The sequence below is a fragment of the Winslowiella sp. 2C04 genome (genome assembly GCF_050037805.1).
Lineage (GTDB): Bacteria > Pseudomonadota > Gammaproteobacteria > Enterobacterales > Enterobacteriaceae > Erwinia > Erwinia toletana_A.
Genome location: NZ_CP188300.1, coordinates 1,587,864 through 1,603,258 on the forward strand (window position 1 = coordinate 1,587,864; position 15,395 = coordinate 1,603,258).

Annotated in this window: 13 protein-coding genes; 3 read left to right on the forward strand and 10 right to left on the reverse strand. The window is 52.1% G+C overall.

The features are described 5' to 3' along the window. Positions 1-5: 5 nt before the first annotated feature. Positions 6-290 (reverse strand): 50S ribosomal protein L25, encoded by a 285-nt coding sequence (gene rplY / locus ACP3TC_RS06870; RefSeq protein WP_313852817.1) that lies wholly within the window; start codon positions 288-290, stop codon positions 6-8. Between the two features lie 141 nt (positions 291-431). Further along, positions 432-2,186, reverse strand: coding sequence for a DEAD/DEAH box helicase (locus ACP3TC_RS06875; RefSeq protein WP_426817833.1), 1,755 nt, complete (start codon positions 2,184-2,186; stop codon positions 432-434). A 194-nt stretch (positions 2,187-2,380) separates the two neighbouring features. Between ACP3TC_RS06875 and rsuA the strand changes: the two genes are divergently transcribed. The 3 genes from rsuA to ACP3TC_RS06890 all read left to right on the forward strand — a co-directional run bounded on the left by rsuA (position 2,381) and on the right by ACP3TC_RS06890 (position 5,071). Further along, the gene (gene rsuA, locus ACP3TC_RS06880; RefSeq protein WP_426817834.1) at positions 2,381-3,085 is read left to right on the forward strand and encodes a 16S rRNA pseudouridine(516) synthase RsuA; all 705 of its coding nucleotides are present in this window, start codon (positions 2,381-2,383) and stop codon (positions 3,083-3,085) included. A 38-nt stretch (positions 3,086-3,123) separates the two neighbouring features. Further along, positions 3,124-4,323: a Bcr/CflA family multidrug efflux MFS transporter gene (locus ACP3TC_RS06885; RefSeq protein ID WP_313852814.1), complete on the forward strand. Its 1,200-nt coding sequence runs from the start codon at positions 3,124-3,126 to the stop codon at positions 4,321-4,323. 403 nt (positions 4,324-4,726) lie between these two features. Beyond that, entirely contained in the window at positions 4,727-5,071 is a 345-nt protein-coding gene (locus ACP3TC_RS06890; RefSeq protein ID WP_313852813.1) for a YejG family protein, read from the forward strand. A 5-nt stretch (positions 5,072-5,076) separates the two neighbouring features. Here the strand turns inward: ACP3TC_RS06890 and yejF are convergent, their stop codons facing one another. The 8 genes from yejF to ACP3TC_RS06930 all read right to left on the reverse strand — a co-directional run bounded on the left by yejF (position 5,077) and on the right by ACP3TC_RS06930 (position 15,365). Beyond that, positions 5,077-6,666, reverse strand: coding sequence for a microcin C ABC transporter ATP-binding protein YejF (yejF, locus tag ACP3TC_RS06895; RefSeq protein WP_313852812.1), 1,590 nt, complete (start codon positions 6,664-6,666; stop codon positions 5,077-5,079). 1 nt (position 6,667) lies between these two features. Next, positions 6,668-7,693, reverse strand: a complete 1,026-nt coding sequence (locus tag ACP3TC_RS06900; protein ID WP_313852811.1) for a microcin C ABC transporter permease — start codon at positions 7,691-7,693, stop codon at positions 6,668-6,670. Next, the gene (locus ACP3TC_RS06905) at positions 7,690-8,787 is read right to left on the reverse strand and encodes a microcin C ABC transporter permease YejB (RefSeq protein WP_426817835.1); all 1,098 of its coding nucleotides are present in this window, start codon (positions 8,785-8,787) and stop codon (positions 7,690-7,692) included. Before ACP3TC_RS06905 ends, ACP3TC_RS06900 begins: the two co-directional genes overlap by 4 nt. 10 nt (positions 8,788-8,797) lie before the next feature. Beyond that, a complete protein-coding gene (locus ACP3TC_RS06910) occupies positions 8,798-10,606 on the reverse strand; it encodes an extracellular solute-binding protein (RefSeq protein ID WP_313852808.1) in 1,809 nt (602 codons plus the stop codon). Between the two features lie 117 nt (positions 10,607-10,723). Continuing rightward, positions 10,724-12,295 (reverse strand): cyclic di-GMP phosphodiesterase, encoded by a 1,572-nt coding sequence (locus ACP3TC_RS06915; RefSeq protein WP_426817836.1) that lies wholly within the window; start codon positions 12,293-12,295, stop codon positions 10,724-10,726. Positions 12,296-12,560: 265 nt separating this feature from the next. Then, positions 12,561-13,133: a bifunctional murein DD-endopeptidase/murein LD-carboxypeptidase gene (mepS, locus tag ACP3TC_RS06920; protein ID WP_313852806.1), complete on the reverse strand. Its 573-nt coding sequence runs from the start codon at positions 13,131-13,133 to the stop codon at positions 12,561-12,563. Between the two features lie 505 nt (positions 13,134-13,638). After that, the gene (locus tag ACP3TC_RS06925; protein WP_426817837.1) at positions 13,639-14,346 is read right to left on the reverse strand and encodes a phosphatase PAP2 family protein; all 708 of its coding nucleotides are present in this window, start codon (positions 14,344-14,346) and stop codon (positions 13,639-13,641) included. A gap of 35 nt (positions 14,347-14,381) precedes the next feature. Next, positions 14,382-15,365, reverse strand: coding sequence for a CobW family GTP-binding protein (locus tag ACP3TC_RS06930; protein WP_313852804.1), 984 nt, complete (start codon positions 15,363-15,365; stop codon positions 14,382-14,384). Between the last annotated feature and the right edge of the window lie 30 nt (positions 15,366-15,395).

The window sequence follows — 15,395 nt, forward strand, 5'->3', positions numbered from 1 at the left end:
GGCAATTAAGCGCGAACGAAGTCGATGTGGTGCAGTTTTGGCTTGAACGGGTGACGCTGAACAGCCTGAACTTTAACCTTAACTTCTTTACCATCAACAACCAGAGTCAAAACGTCGGTATAGAACTCAGGCTTAACCTGCATGTTCATTACGGAGTCGTGGTCCAGTTCGACAGCAACAGCTGCATCTTCACCGCCATAAATGATGGCCGGGAATTTGTTAGCTAAACGCAGGCGGCGGCTCGCACCCTTACCCTGCTCTTTACGGGTTTCTACATTGATAGTGATCATTGTTGATTCTCTTCAATAAATGTTCCTGCTACAGGCGACCCAGCAACAGGTTGGATAAACGGTTTAAATCGTTCAGCTTCCGCATAGCAAAAGCGGGCGGCATTATAGCGATGTTTGCCGGCTCGGGCAATCAATACAGCGTCAGCGCAACTCATTAGCGCGCCGGAAGCGGCCCTGATAGTCGAAAATTTTTTCGCGAACCAGCCAGAACTGGCGCTGCTGGCGCGCGACGACAAAGTCGGGATGGCGCAGCAGCGGCTGCATTGCTACCACGTCCGCTGCGCTTTCCCAGCCGAGCGGAACGCCGGGGGCGCGCTGATGAGGGCGCATAAACAGCTGTTCAAAAGCCTTACGCTGCGCGGGAGTTTTCAGCCGGAAGCGCTCACTGACGCTGGTGCCATCTTCATCAAAATAGCTGGCCTTCAGCCATTCACCTTTCTCATCGCTGCCGTGGGTCAGTTCCATACCGCCGCAGCGCAGTACCAGCGCATCCTTCAGCTTTAGCGCCGCTTTCAGCATATCGTCGGGGTCGACCAGTATTGCATCACATTGATGGCAGCGACGGGCGGCAATATCATTTTCTGCATTGCAGTGAGGGCAGCTTTTAAAGCGAAAACGGTAATCACACTGTTCGCGATGGCCATCATCATCTTCCAGTACTCCCTGACAGCGACGGCCAAAATGCTCAATGATGGTGCCATCGGCGGTGGTTTTTCCCCAAAAGGTATTGGCAAAACCGCAGCCGGGGCAAAACACCTGCACCGGCTGATTATCGCTTTTTCCCTTGGGTGCGCCGACTTCCGGCGTGTAAAGATCATGAGGATTTCCGGCATAATCCAGGATCAGGCAATCGCTTTTGCCTTCACACAGGCGTAAACCGCGACCGACAATTTGCTGATAGAGGCTGACGGATTCGGTAGGGCGCAAAATGGCGATCAGATCAACGTGCGGCGCATCGAAGCCAGTGGTTAACACCGACACATTCACCAGATAGCGTAACTGCTGATCTTTAAACGCGTTGATAGTGGCATCGCGCTCCGGCCCCGGCGTATCGGCACTGATTAACGCTTTACCCTCCGGCAGTAAGCCGAGGATCTCTTTGGCATGCTCGACGGTGGAGGCAAAAATCATCACGCCTTTTCGGTCGGCGGCAAACTCAACAATTTGTTGAATAATAAGCGGGGTGACTCTTTGCTGCTGTTTCAGCTCACGGTTCAGGTCGGCCTCACTGAACAGACCGTTTGCCTGCGCGCTAAGCCGACTAAAATCATATTGCACCACTGGCATATCCAGCCGCTCGGGCGGCACCAGAAAGCCGTGTTTAATCATATAACGCAGTGGCAGTTCATAAATGCAGTCGCGAAACAGCGCTTTTTGGTCACCGCGCACCATGCCGTGATAATGAAACTGATAAATCCAGCCTTTACTGAGGCGATAAGGGGTGGCCGTCAGGCCAAGCAGACGCAACTGGGGATTATGTTGGCGCAGATGCTGGAGGATTTGCTGATACTGACTGTCTTCGTTATCGCTGATGCGGTGGCATTCATCGACAATTAACAGTGAAAAGGCGCTGTCAAACAGCGGCAAATTGCGCGCGACCGATTGCACACTGCCGAATACCACTTTACTGCGGCTCTCTTTGCGTTGCAGCCCGGCGGCAAAGATATCGGCCTCCAGTCCGTACGCCTGGTATTTACTGTGGTTTTGCGCCACCAGTTCTTTGACGTGCGCCAGTACCAGCACGCGACCACGCGCCAGTCGCGCCAGTTCGGCGATCACCAGGCTTTTGCCGGCACCGGTCGGCAGTACAATCACCGCTGGTTGCTGAGAACGACGGAAGTAGCTGAGCGTAGCATCAACCGCTTCCTGCTGATAGGGACGCAGAGTAAACGACATGACAAGACAACAATTCTGGAAACAGAGTCGCATTATGCCATGAAAGCCAGTGAACGGCGCGATCGCCTCTGTTAGCCGCGCGGAACTCTGGTTATACTGTTGCAAATACCTTTCCGGGCGTACGCCGCCTTTCAAACGTTTGTCGCAAGGCAGACGTCGGACTTCATTTCAAGAAAACAGGCAAAGCAGATTTAATGCGACTCGATAAATTTTTATCTCAGCAACTGGAAATCAGCCGGGCAATCGCTGCACGCGAAATTCGCGGTAAACGTGTCACGGTCGATGGCGAAATCGTTCGTGATACCTCATTTAAACTGGAGCCAGAGCACCAGGTTGAGTATGACGGTAACCCGCTGCAGCAGCAGTTCGGCCCGCGCTACTTTATGCTGAATAAACCCGAAGGTTATGTCTGCTCGACTGACGACCCCGATCATCCCACAGTGCTCTATTTCCTCGAGGAACCGACCGCACACAAACTGCATGCGGCGGGGCGTCTGGATATTGATACCACCGGGCTGGTGCTGATGACTGACGATGGTCAGTGGTCGCACCGTATCACCTCACCGCGTCACCACTGTGAGAAAACCTATCTGGTGACGTTGGAAAATCCGCTCAGTGACGATACCGCGCAGCAGTTTGCTGATGGCATCCAGCTACATAATGAGAAATCACTGACTAAACCGGCACAGCTGGAAGTGGTCAGCGACAATCAGGTGCGTCTGACCATCAGCGAAGGGCGCTATCATCAGGTAAAACGCATGTTTGCCGCAGTCGGTAATCATGTGGTGGCACTGCATCGTGAGCGTATCGGTGAAATCACGCTGGATGAAGATCTGCAGCCAGGCGAATATCGCGCGCTGACGGCAGAAGAGATCGCCAGTGTCGCGGTACCGCGCTAATAAACGTCAGCTATTGCATAAGGTATTAAGGAGCCCGGGTGCGGAAGGATAAAAACTCTTCAGTGGGATTAGTGGTTATTCTCGGCCTGCTGGCCATGTTAATGCCATTATCAATTGATATGTACCTGCCGGCACTGCCGCAAATCGCCAAAGAGTTTGCGGTTCCGGCGGGCAGTGTGCAGATGACGCTGAATGTCTACATCCTCGGTTTTGCGCTCGGTCAGCTGTTTTACGGGCCAATGGCAGACAGCTTCGGACGCAAGCCGGTGATCACCTTTGGCACGCTGGTGTTTGCGCTGGCGGCTGCCGCTTGTGCCATGGCACAAACCATCGATCAGTTGATCAATATGCGCCTGCTGCACGGTCTGTCGGCTGCTGCCGGTAGCGTGGTGATAAGCGCGCTGATGCGCGACAGCTACTCGAAAGAGGAGTTTTCGCGCATGATGTCGTTTGTCATGCTGGTGACTACCATTGCGCCGCTACTGGCACCGATTATCGGTGGCTGGCTGCTGATATTCTGGAGCTGGCACGCTATTTTCTGGGTGATCTCTGCGGCAGCGGTAGTGACTACCGTGCTGGTGGTGACGCAAATCAAAGAGACGTTGCCCAAAGAGAAGCGACAGCGGTTTAACTTGCGCACGATGCTGGGTAATTTTCTTTCGCTGCTGCGCCATAAGCGAGTCTTCAGCTATATGCTGGCCAGCGGTTTTTCATTCGCCGGACTATTCTCGTTTCTGAACGCCGGGCCGTTCGTTTATATTGAAATTAACCATATTTCGCCGCAGGACTTTGGTTACTACTTTGCGCTTAACGTAGTTTTCCTGTTTGTCATGACGCTGATTAACAGCCGCTTTGTGCGCCGTTTTGGCCCGCTGGCGATGTTCCGCCTCGGGCTGCTCATCCAGTTTGCCATGGGCATCTGGCTGCTGGTTGTCAGTGCGCTGGATCTCGGCTTTATACCGCTGGTGTTGGGTGTGGCGATGTTTATCGGCTGTGTATCAATGGTGTCATCTAATGCGATGGCGGTCATCCTCGATGAGTTCCCGCATATGGCGGGTACGGCTTCATCGCTGGCAGGCACCATGCGATTCGGTATTGGTGCGCTGGTGGGCATCCTGCTGTCCACTTCCACCTTTAACAGTGCCTGGCCAATGGTATGGGCTATTGCGCTCTGCGCCACCGCCTCGATTCTGTGTTACCTCTACGCCAGCCGCCCACGTAAGGCCAGCATCAGTTGATGGAATACGGGATGGGAGCCGTTTTCGGCTTCCATCCAGACGATATTCCCGCCGCTGGTTTCAATGATTTTCACATCAAACAATCATCGCGTAGAGTCGCCAGGTCGCGTCCTTACTGGATCTACTCAGTTAATTCTGAATTATGTTGCTTTAATGTAAAATTAGGCGCATAAAAAAGTAACCAAATTGCAGCAAAAATGGTTGTGATCCCGGCTTTAACGCGGTACATATAACGATAAAACGAGAGCTGACTCTCAAAAATAATGTCGTAATAGTAAATTTTTTCAAAAACGCGACGGCTTGCATTGACGTAAATCGCAGTATTTGACCAAGGGAATCTAAGGTCGCTGCTTGTCTGCAGCCAAAGCAGTCGTGGATTTTTGCTCACCGCTGGGGATTTGATTTGAATACTTTACAGCTTTCGGTTGTTCATCGCCTGCCGCAAAGTTATCGCTGGTCTGCCGGACTGGCTGGTGGCTCTGTTGAGCCGCTGGAAATCAGCGCATTAGCCCATGATAACGATCTTATTGGCCTTAAATTATTAAGCCATGATGGTGAACTGGCCTGGGAAATCATGCATAAGCTGAAGGCGGCGCTGGCCGACATTCAGGTTGAGTGCGCGGTAGTCGAATGGCAGGGCGAACCCTGCCTGTTTGTTCATCGTGATGATGAAAGTGCGACAAACTGTCGTTTGAAAAATCAGGGTGTGGCGATTGCCGAAACCTTTTCGGCGATCAATCCTTTTTGATTTCGCTATGCCAGCGCCAGCAACTGCCGGGTATACTCCTGTTGCGGCGCGGCAAAAACCTGCTCGCACTGACCTTGTTCAACCACTTCGCCCTGACGCAGTACCACCACCTGATGACATAATGAACGCACCACCTGCAGGTCATGGCTGATAAACACATAGGCCAGACGGTGCTGCTGCTGCAATTTTTTCAGCAGGGTCAGGATCTGCTTCTGCACTGAACGGTCGAGCGACGAGGTCGGTTCATCCAGAATAATCAGCTCTGGTTGCAGAATCAGTGCGCGTGCAATTGCGATGCGCTGGCGCTGGCCGCCAGAAAATTCAGCTGGGTAGCGATGGCGTGTTGCCGGATCCAGCCCGACTTCCTGCATGGCCTGAATCACCTGCTGCTCGCGCTGCTGTTGCGTCAGCTGTGGGCGATGCACCTGCAAACCTTCCGCAATAATTTGTGTCACATTAAGCCGCGGATTAAGTGATGAGTTAGGATCCTGAAACACCACCTGGATGCGTGGACGCACCGACAGCATCTGCTTACGGCCCCAGCTGTGCAGCGGTTTATCATCGAACCAGATATCCCCTTGTGACGGGATCAGGCGCAGTAGCGCCAGGCCGGTGGTGCTTTTGCCGGAGCCAGATTCACCTACCAGCCCAAGGCTTTCGCCCGGACGCAGCTCAAAGCTCAGCGCTTTCAACGCGTGATGGTGATCGACTACCCGACGTAACAGCCCACGCTTGATCGGAAAGGAAACCTGCAAATTTTCAACGCGCAGCAGCGGCGCTTTGTCACTGTCGGCTGGCGCCGGCCGTCCTTCCGGTTCGGCATCGAGCAATTTGCGCGTATAGGCATGTTGAGGGGCGGCAAATAGCTGGCGAGTAGAGTTATGTTCCACCGCCTGGCCGTTTTGCATCACCGTGACGTTATCTGCCAGTTGTCGCACGATATTCAGGTTATGGGTAATAAACAGCAACCCCATATTCAGCTCTTGTTTCAGCTCTTGCAGCAGCCTGAGAATTTGCGCCTGTACCGTGACATCCAGTGCGGTAGTCGGTTCATCGGCAATTAACAGTTCAGGCTGGGTCAGCAGCGCCATCGCGATCATCACGCGCTGGCGTTCACCGCCGGACAGCTGATGCGGAAAGTCATTAAGCCGGCTTTTTGCCTGGCGAATACCAACCCTATCGAGGCAGTTCAGCATCTCCGCGCGGGCGGCTTCACGCCGCATACCGCGATGCAGTGACAGCACTTCATACAGCTGCTTTTCAATATTATGCAGTGGATTCAGCGAGACCATCGGTTCCTGAAAAATCATCGCCATCCGATTGCCGCGCAGGCTGCGCAAGGTGCGGTCGTCGGCCTGCAACACATCGTGACCAGCGAAATAAATTTCACCGCTCGGATAAAGGGTGGGCGGCGTAGGCAACAGGCGCATAACCGATAAGGCCGTGACGCTTTTGCCCGAGCCGGACTCGCCGACCAGCGCCCGGGTTTCACCGGCTTCAACCGACAGCGATAAATGACTGACCACCTGCTGTTGGCTGCTGCCCTGACGAAAGGCGATGCTGAGATCCTGAATAGTAAGAAGTGGCGTACTCATATCAATGCACCTTGCTCGGATCGAAGGCGTCCCGTACGGCTTCGCCAATAAAAATCAGCAGCGACAATAAAATCGCCAGTGAAAAGAAACCCGCCAGCCCCAGCCACGGTGCCTGCAGATTATTTTTACCCTGTAATAACAGCTCACCTAACGATGGCGAACCGAGAGGTAAACCGAAACCGAGGAAATCCAGAGAGGTCAGAGTGGTGATCGAGCCACACAGGATAAAGGGTAAAAAGGTCAGCGTAGCGACCATGGCGTTAGGCAATATATGGCGCAGCATAATACGGCTGTCGCTGACGCCCAGCGCCTGCGCCGCGCGGATGTAATCAAAGTTACGCGCGCGCAAAAACTCGGCGCGCACCACCCCAACCAGGCTCATCCAGCCAAAGATCACGGTGATGGCCAGCAGCCACCAGAAGCCCGGTTGCACCACGCTGGAGAGCAGGATAATCAGGAACAGCGTCGGCATGCCGGACCACACTTCAATAAAGCGCTGACCAATCAGATCAACTTTGCCACCGAAGTAGCCCTGGGTAGCTCCGACCGCAATGCCAATCACGCTGGAAACCAGCGTCAGCATCAGGCCAAACAGTAATGAAATCCGCGTGCCGTAGAGAATACGCGCCAGTACATCTCCGCCGTTGGCATCAGTGCCCAGCCAGTTCTGACTGGAGGGCGGCGAAGGGAAGGGGACATCGGTGGCGAAGTTAATCGTGCTGTCGCCAAAGCGGATCGGTGCCCAAAGTACCCAACCGTGCTGTTCCAGTCGCTGCTTCAACCACGGATCCTGATAGTCTGCCGTGGTCGCCAGCGGTCCACCAAAATCTGTCTCGCTATAATTAAACAGTACAGGCGCATACCAGCGATTCTCATAATGCACCATTAACGGTTTATTATTCGCCAGCAGTTCTGCACACAGGCACAGTACAAACAGTACGGCGAAGATCCACAGTGACCAGTAGCCCCGCCGGTTCTGACGAAAACGCCCCCAGCGCGCCTGGTTAATCGGTGATAAGCGGCTCATCGGCGTCCCTCAAAATCAATACGTGGGTCGACCAGCGTATAGGTGATATCACTGAGAATATTCAGCAATAAACCCAACAGGGTGAAAATATACAGAGTGCCAAACATCACCGGATAATCACGCTGGATAGTGGCGTCATACCCCAGCAGGCCGAGGCCATTTAACGAAAACATCACTTCAATCAGTAATGAGCCGGTAAAAAACATACTGATAAAAGTGGCCGGGAAACCGGCAATCACCAGCAGCATGGCATTGCGAAACACATGGCGATAGAGAATTTTCTTCTCGTCGAGTCCCTTGGCGCGTGCGGTGACCACATACTGTTTACGAATCTCATCCATAAATGAGTTTTTAGTCAGCATGGTCAGGGTGGCAAAGCCGCCAATCACCGTCGCCAGTACCGGCAGGGTGATATGCCAGAGATAATCGGTGATTTTGCCGTACCACGGCAGCGTATCAAATTGCGGTGAAGTCAGGCCGCGCAGCGGGAACCAGTCAAAATAGCTGCCGCCGGCAAACAGGACTATCAGCATAATAGCGAACAGGAAAGAGGGAATGGCGTAGCCGACGATGATCATCGTGCTGCTCCAGATATCAAAGGCGCTGCCGCTATGTACCGCTTTTCTGATCCCGAGCGGGATCGACACCAGATAGATAATCAGCGTGCTCCATAGCCCAAGGGTGATCGAAACCGGCAGGCTCTCTTTAATCAGCTCAATCACAGAGGAGCTGCGGAACAGGCTGTCACCAAAATCAAAGCGCGCATAATTCCACAGCATAGTGAAATAACGCTCGTGCAGCGGCTTATCAAAGCCGTATCGTTTAGTGATTTCGGCTATCACTTCAGGATCCAGCCCGCGTGAGCCGCGATACTGATTATCGCCGGGATTACTGGCATTCAGCGCCTCGCGTCCGCTACTGCTGCCGGCGGAATCGCCGCCAGGCAATCCGGTCGTCTGGCCGAACTGGATATTGGCAATTGCCTGATCGACCGGGCCACCCGGCGCGATTTGCACAATAAAAAAGTTAATGGTGATAATCGCCCACAATGTCGGGATCACCAGCAAAAGTCGACGTATAAGATAAGCGCCCAAACTCTACTCCTTAACGGCGTTGGGCCGGCAACTGTGCGGCTTTGTTAACATCGTACCACCAGTTGTCTAAACCAACGGAATAGGTGGGGATAACGGCAGGCATGGAAAACTTATTCCAGTATGCATAGCGATCGTCGGCGTTGTACCACATCGGGATCATGTAGTAGCTCCACAACAATACCCGATCCAGCGCCTGACCGAGCGGAAGCAGCGCGGTTTTATCGCCCTGATGCTGCATAATCTGCTTAACCAGCCCGTCGATTATGGGGCTTTGCACGCGCGGTGTATTCCAGCTGGAATCAATATATTCCGATACCCAGCGGGTCTGCAGCGCGCTGCCGGGTGAGGGGATCGCACGGTAGACGGTTGGAATCATATCGTAATCACCGGTGCGCCAGCGCCGCAGATATTGCGAGCTGTCGACCTGACGGATATTAATTTTAATACCGAGCCGCTCAAGGCTGTGCTGATAAGGCAGCACCCATTCGATATTGCTGCCACTGCGTAACAGCAGCTCAAAGCTGAAGGGTTTACCGCTGTCGACATTAACCAGCTGCCTGTTTTTCAGTTCCCAACCCGCCTGTTTCAGCAGATCGAGCGCTTTCAGCAGGTTTTTTCGGTCGTAGCCGCTGCCGTCGGAAACCGGCGGCTGATAGACGGATGTAAAGACTTCATCGGGAATTTTGCCTTTCAGCGGCGCCAATATTTCCAGCTGGGCGGCATCGGGATACCCCTTCGCGGCATACTCGGTATTCTGGAAGTAACTGTCAGTGCGCTTATAGGCGTTGTAAAACAATGCCTTATTCATCCACTGGAAGTCAAACACCAGGCCAAGCGCTTCACGCACCCGACGATCGCTGAACAGCGGTTTCTCGGTGTTAAATGCCAGCCAGGCGGTATCGGTGGTGACGGTATTTGGCCGGACATCTTTAATAATCAGGTTGTTAGTAAAATTATTACCGCGATACTGCGTTGCCCATTTTTTCGCAGAGCCTTCAGCGCGGAAATCGAAAGCGCCGGCTTTGAATGCTTCAAAAGCGACATTATCATCGAGATAGTAGTCGTAGCGTTTGGTATCAAGGTTATAGCGCCCGCGGTTAACCGGCAGATCGGCCGCCCAGTAATCTTTTACCCGGGAATAAGTAATGTACTGTCCGACCTTGTACGACGTAATACGGTACGGCCCGCTGGAGAGAGGAGGATAGCCAATAGGTTCGTTAAATTTATGATTTTTCCAGAATTTTTCCGGTAAAACTGGCAGGCTTAAAAAGCCAAGCACCAGATCTCTGTCGGGCTTCTCCAGCTCGATGCGCACCGTCAGGCGTGAAATTGCTCTTACTTTCACACCTCTATACACCACGCGGAACTGTGGCACGCCTTCCGTCATAAATTTGTCGAAGGTAAAGGCGACATCAGCAGCGGTAATTGGCGACCCATCCTGAAAGCGGGCGTGGGGATTAATATTCACTTCTGCCCAACTGAAATCACTGGGATAGCGGGCCGATTCTGCAATCAGCGGATAATAGCTACCGATTTCATCATCGGAACTGGTAAACAGCGTGTCGTACAGGCTCTCGGTACCGATGCCGGGATTACCTCGCGAGGCAAAACGATTGAAATTATCGTAGGTACCGATTGCCGACAGCGTCATTTTTCCGCCTTTCGGTGCGGCGGGATTAACGTAATCGAAATGGGTGAAGTCAGTCGCGTATTTAGGTTCGCCCAACTCTGAGAAAGCGTAGCTCTCGTTAATGACTACTGCCTGTGCTGACAGCCCGACAACACTGAACGAAAAAAGAATAACCAGGCGCAATAACATCGTGTTGGTCAGCTCCAAAGCGAAGAGGAAAACAGAATTAACTCAGCGTAGCAGCATTGACCCCTTTACCGGTGGCTTAGCGTGGTGATGCTGCTTTTATTGTTTATTAGCTGGCTATCAGGATAAAGCGGTTTGCCGCGTTTGAAAATATCCAATCAGCTGAGAAACCGCCATTGGTCGCGCAAACAGATAACCCTGCATATGAGTCACGCCACGCTTAACCAGCCAGTTGGCCTGCTCATCGGTTTCTACACCTTCGGCAACGGTACTGAGATTTAGTTTCTTCGCCAGATTTAATACCGCATCCAGCACCGGTGAGGTGACGGTTTCCATGCCGATGCTTTGCACAAAACCACGATCGATTTTCAGATAGTCAAACTTAAACTTCTCGAGATAGATCAATGCGCTGTGTCCGGTACCGAAATCGTCAATCGCGATCTTAATCCCCTGCTGATGAATCCAGTCAAAGATTTCGCAGGCGTTGCGCTCGGAAACCATCGTGCGTTCAGTAATTTCAAACACATAACTAAAATGATTCGCTGGCATGGCGTTGATCCAGTTGCTGACGTCATCACGAAAAGTGCAGGAAGAGAGGTGAGCAGGCGAGATATTAATCCCCATTTTGCTACCCGCTGGCACCACCTGGCGTAGCTTGTGCGCATCCTGAGCCACCAGCTGAAACAGATGGCGGGTCAGAGGGATGATCATGTTTTGCCCTTCGGCATAGCTGATAAAAGTATCCGGTGGGATATTACCTGCGGTGGGGTGGGTCCAGCGCATCAGCGCCTCAAGGCCGTAAGGCTCCCCGGTCGCGGCTTCTATCAGCGGCTGGTACTCAACGTGAAACTCACCGCGTTTAATCCCCAGCAGAATCTCTTTACCCGGGCGTGGGCGCAGCGTCAGTAAAACAAAGCTGCTGCTGCTTACCAGCACCGCCAGTAATAAACCAGCCAGCAACAGCGTGTGAATATCACCTTTTGGCAGCGCATTGCCGTACAGATAAATGGTTAGCGGGTATCCCGGCACGTTGATGGTGCGCAGCGATTTTCCCGGTAGCTCAGCAGCAACCATCATCCGATCGCTCCAGCTGGTTAACGCTTTATCACCTACCACCAGCGCCATACCTTTTATTTCCTGCCGCTGTGAAGCCAGCATCATATAAGGTGAAAGATTGATATTCAGCGTGGTCATTATGCCGGTGCGGTCTGAGCCTGGCTGCTTAAGCCAGAATACCAGCGCTGGCCTGTCCGGCACCTTTGGCGTACCCGGGATCAGCGTCAGGTCGAGATCTTTATCAAGATCGGTTTGTGGGGTAAAAGTGCTGACCGCGAGGGAAAACGCGCCGGTGGCGGAAGAGCAGTAAGCGATACCGTTATTCACCAGCAAAATGGCACGAATACTATTGGTAAACGCTGCCCGCGAAGTCAGCTCACTGTTGATCGGTCTGCAGGGAGCAAGGCTTAAAGCGTTCAGCGGTTCCAGCGTGGTTTTTACTTCAGTTAGCAGGTTGAGAATAATGGACTGCGTGTGCGATGCCAGCTGGTCGTGGTTTTGAGCGCGTTTCTGGACAGTCATCATCAAGGTGATAGTGATAAATAGCAGGAAAAAAGTGAAACCAACTGCAGCACTGACCCACGCAATTTTACGCGTATTTGTCACAGGATGCGTAACCAGTGTTGATAGTGGCATTGCGTTTTATCTCCCGCTTTAGCCTGATTTTTATAGGAATTTTGACACTGCCATTCTCTGGAAATCTGCTCTGCAGGATATAACGTTGCTGGGGCGGTTGTCTCGATATTATTATGATTAGCAAAACTATTTTTTGGATATAAATAGTTGAATAATGTTAATAGTACCTCATCATTAAGCGCTGCGGATGGCGAATTACGCCCATAAAAAAACGCTGCCGTAGCAGCGCTTTTATCAATCTCATTTCGCAGACTTCAGGGTAAAATCAGCTTTGCGTTCGGCTCAGAACACGTCGGCCATCGCGGTAACGTTTTTTCCAATATGAATCATTCAGATTGGAAATCATTACACCGCTACTGGTCGATGCATGCACGAAGTTGTCATTACCTAAGTAGATGCCAACATGTCGTCCTGTTGAACCGGCGCGGAACAGCACCAAATCACCGGGACGCAGCTTACTGCGTTGAATACTTTTACCGCTGCCCTGCTGCTCTGAGGTTGAGCGAGGCAGATCCAGACCAAACTGTTCACGGAAGGTCACCTGAACAAAAGCGGAGCAGTCGATGCCGCGTTTGTTGGTGCCGCCAAGACGATAACGAACGCCTTTCCAGTCAGCATATTGTTCAAGGATACGTGACTTGATGTCCACGTTCTGAACCATCTGTTCGAATTCATCCTGAGACGCTTGAAGTAAAAAACCGTTCTGATTTTTAACTGCATGGGTCTCAGTTTGTGCGTTGTGACCGTTACTGGTAGTACATGCCGAAAGCATTGTCGCGAGAGCGACCGCGGGAATGGCCCGCAGAATATATCTCAGTATAGGTTGAGACTTGACCATTGTGTTTGTTATCCCTTGAAGTCCTTAACGACACAGGCCGTTAGCAAGTTTGCGAAACGAAATGAGATTAATTAGGCCAACCGCGTAAGACAAATCCTGAATTACTAAAATGTGTCAACGAGCACACTTTATATGTAAAAAAAGGAAAAATTACACTGCTTTTGCCCAATCCGAAACGAGATTACCCGATTAAAAGCCCGGTGGCGAGGGGTTTTAACCACTTTTTTGTTAGTTTTTTTTATTAGAAACAATAGAGTAAAATTCAGGTTAAATTATCAACAACCTTAAGTTAAGAACGGCTCAACCGAAGGCAGAATTAAGCGGCCAGCGAGGATATGAAAGGTAAATAAGAGTAATCCCGCTGGACAGCAGCGAAATTAACGACTTAGACGTGAAGAGTGATACGGATTTTTTGCTGGTATTTGATTAGCGAGCTAACAATATATATTGCTGCAATTTATCCGCGACTGAGATACAGGTTTCAGACTCAGCCGCGGAAACGACTTTACCGCGTTGGCTTATATTTGCCGGGTAAGATGCGGATAAGCCAGTTAACTAACAGATCGCTGGCGGGTGTCATCAGCCACCAGCTCAGACCAACCAGCACCACCGACAGGGAACCGACAGCGATATCGGTAAACCAGTGCGCACCGGCCATCACGCGCGGCAGGCCAAATACCACAAAGATCAGCAAACCGGTCAGGAATGCGCCTTTGCCGAAATAGCGCAGCATAAACCCGGCGAAAATCATCAGCATCATACCGTGATCGCCAGGGAAGCTGTCGCTGGAGGCATCTTTTGCCGGAATGCCGGTGATTTCACTGACGCGATGCACATTGTCAAAGTACAGGGTAGGGCTGGAGTGTTTAACCGGTAACAGATGCCCCAGTTGATTAAGCACCACAGCAGTCAGCAGCATCGTGATACCAATCGCAATCAGTCGCCGACGCCCGGGCGGTGTTTCGCGCAGCCAAAACTTCAGATACAGCAAACCCATTGCCAGCAATGAAATTGCATCAAATCCGCGGAAGTTAGTAATCGCGATCAACCATACCAGCGGCTTGTTAGTCGCCATATGATCGTTGAACCAGAAGAAGATTGATTTATCGATGGGGAACCAAAAACCGTGCCCGGGAAGTAAGTACCAGGATAAAAACAGTGCGATGCCAAGGACGTTCAGACCCAGTATCGCTACTAAGCGATTAGTATTCATAAGGATTCAGTGTAAGTTAAAAATAACAGCGTAGACTATGTCAACGTTTCTAAACGAAGCTTCAACAAGCTAGCTTGAAAATTATTCCATTCAATATCATTTTCATGGATCAGTTCTATACGGCTATCGGGCGGCGCGGCCGGGCGCGTTTCGATTTGCAGATCCTGTCCCTGACGGTTGATACTCAGTAGCCCTTCAGCGATGCGAAGTACGCCTTTCACCCGCGTCACGGGTGCAAGACGTGCCCACTCCAGCACGCCGATGGTATCAAACACCGTATCCTGATCGAAGATCCAGCCGCAGGCATAATAGCCCTGACCCTGATTCAGTGCCCGCCGCCAGCGCGCATTAGCATCGAGACGAAGCGCCGCGAGACCACTTTTGGCATGGCTGTGGGGATGCTGCCGGGCATCAGGCAGTTGACGCAAATTGCTGCGCGGGGTATCGAGTAAGGCGGGATCGATGTTGCCAAACTCAGCGCTGACTAACTGACGGTCGTCGAGATATTGCTGTTGCCACGCTGCCAGCGCCGCCCGATCGGCTGGCTGCCAGCGATCCTGTTTGTTGGCGATAATAATGTCTGCTGCCGCCAACTGATCGCGGAAGTTTTCATTATCAGTCACTCTGGTATCACTCAGCTGCCGGGGGTCGAGCAGTGCCAGAGTCGCGTTAAGCGTCAGCCACGGCTGATAAACCGCATCATTCAGCATCGCCAGAATCTGTTTAGGATGGCCGAGACCAGTGGGCTCAATCAGTAAGCGATCGGGTTTGGCCTGCTTTAGCAGCATATTCAGGCCGACCTGCATCGGTAAGCCATTGACGCAGCACATACAACCGCCGGGAATCTCTTTCAACACTGCGCCGCTCTTAGCCAGCAGCGCGCCATCAATGCCAATTTCACCGAATTCGTTAACCAGCACCGCCCATTTTTCATGCTGCGGCTTTTGCGCCAAAAGATGCAGTAACGTGGTGGTTTTTCCGCTGCCGAGAAAGCCAGTTATCAGATTCACGTTTGTCACATCTTGCTCCTCGCACCAGGAAATTCTGCA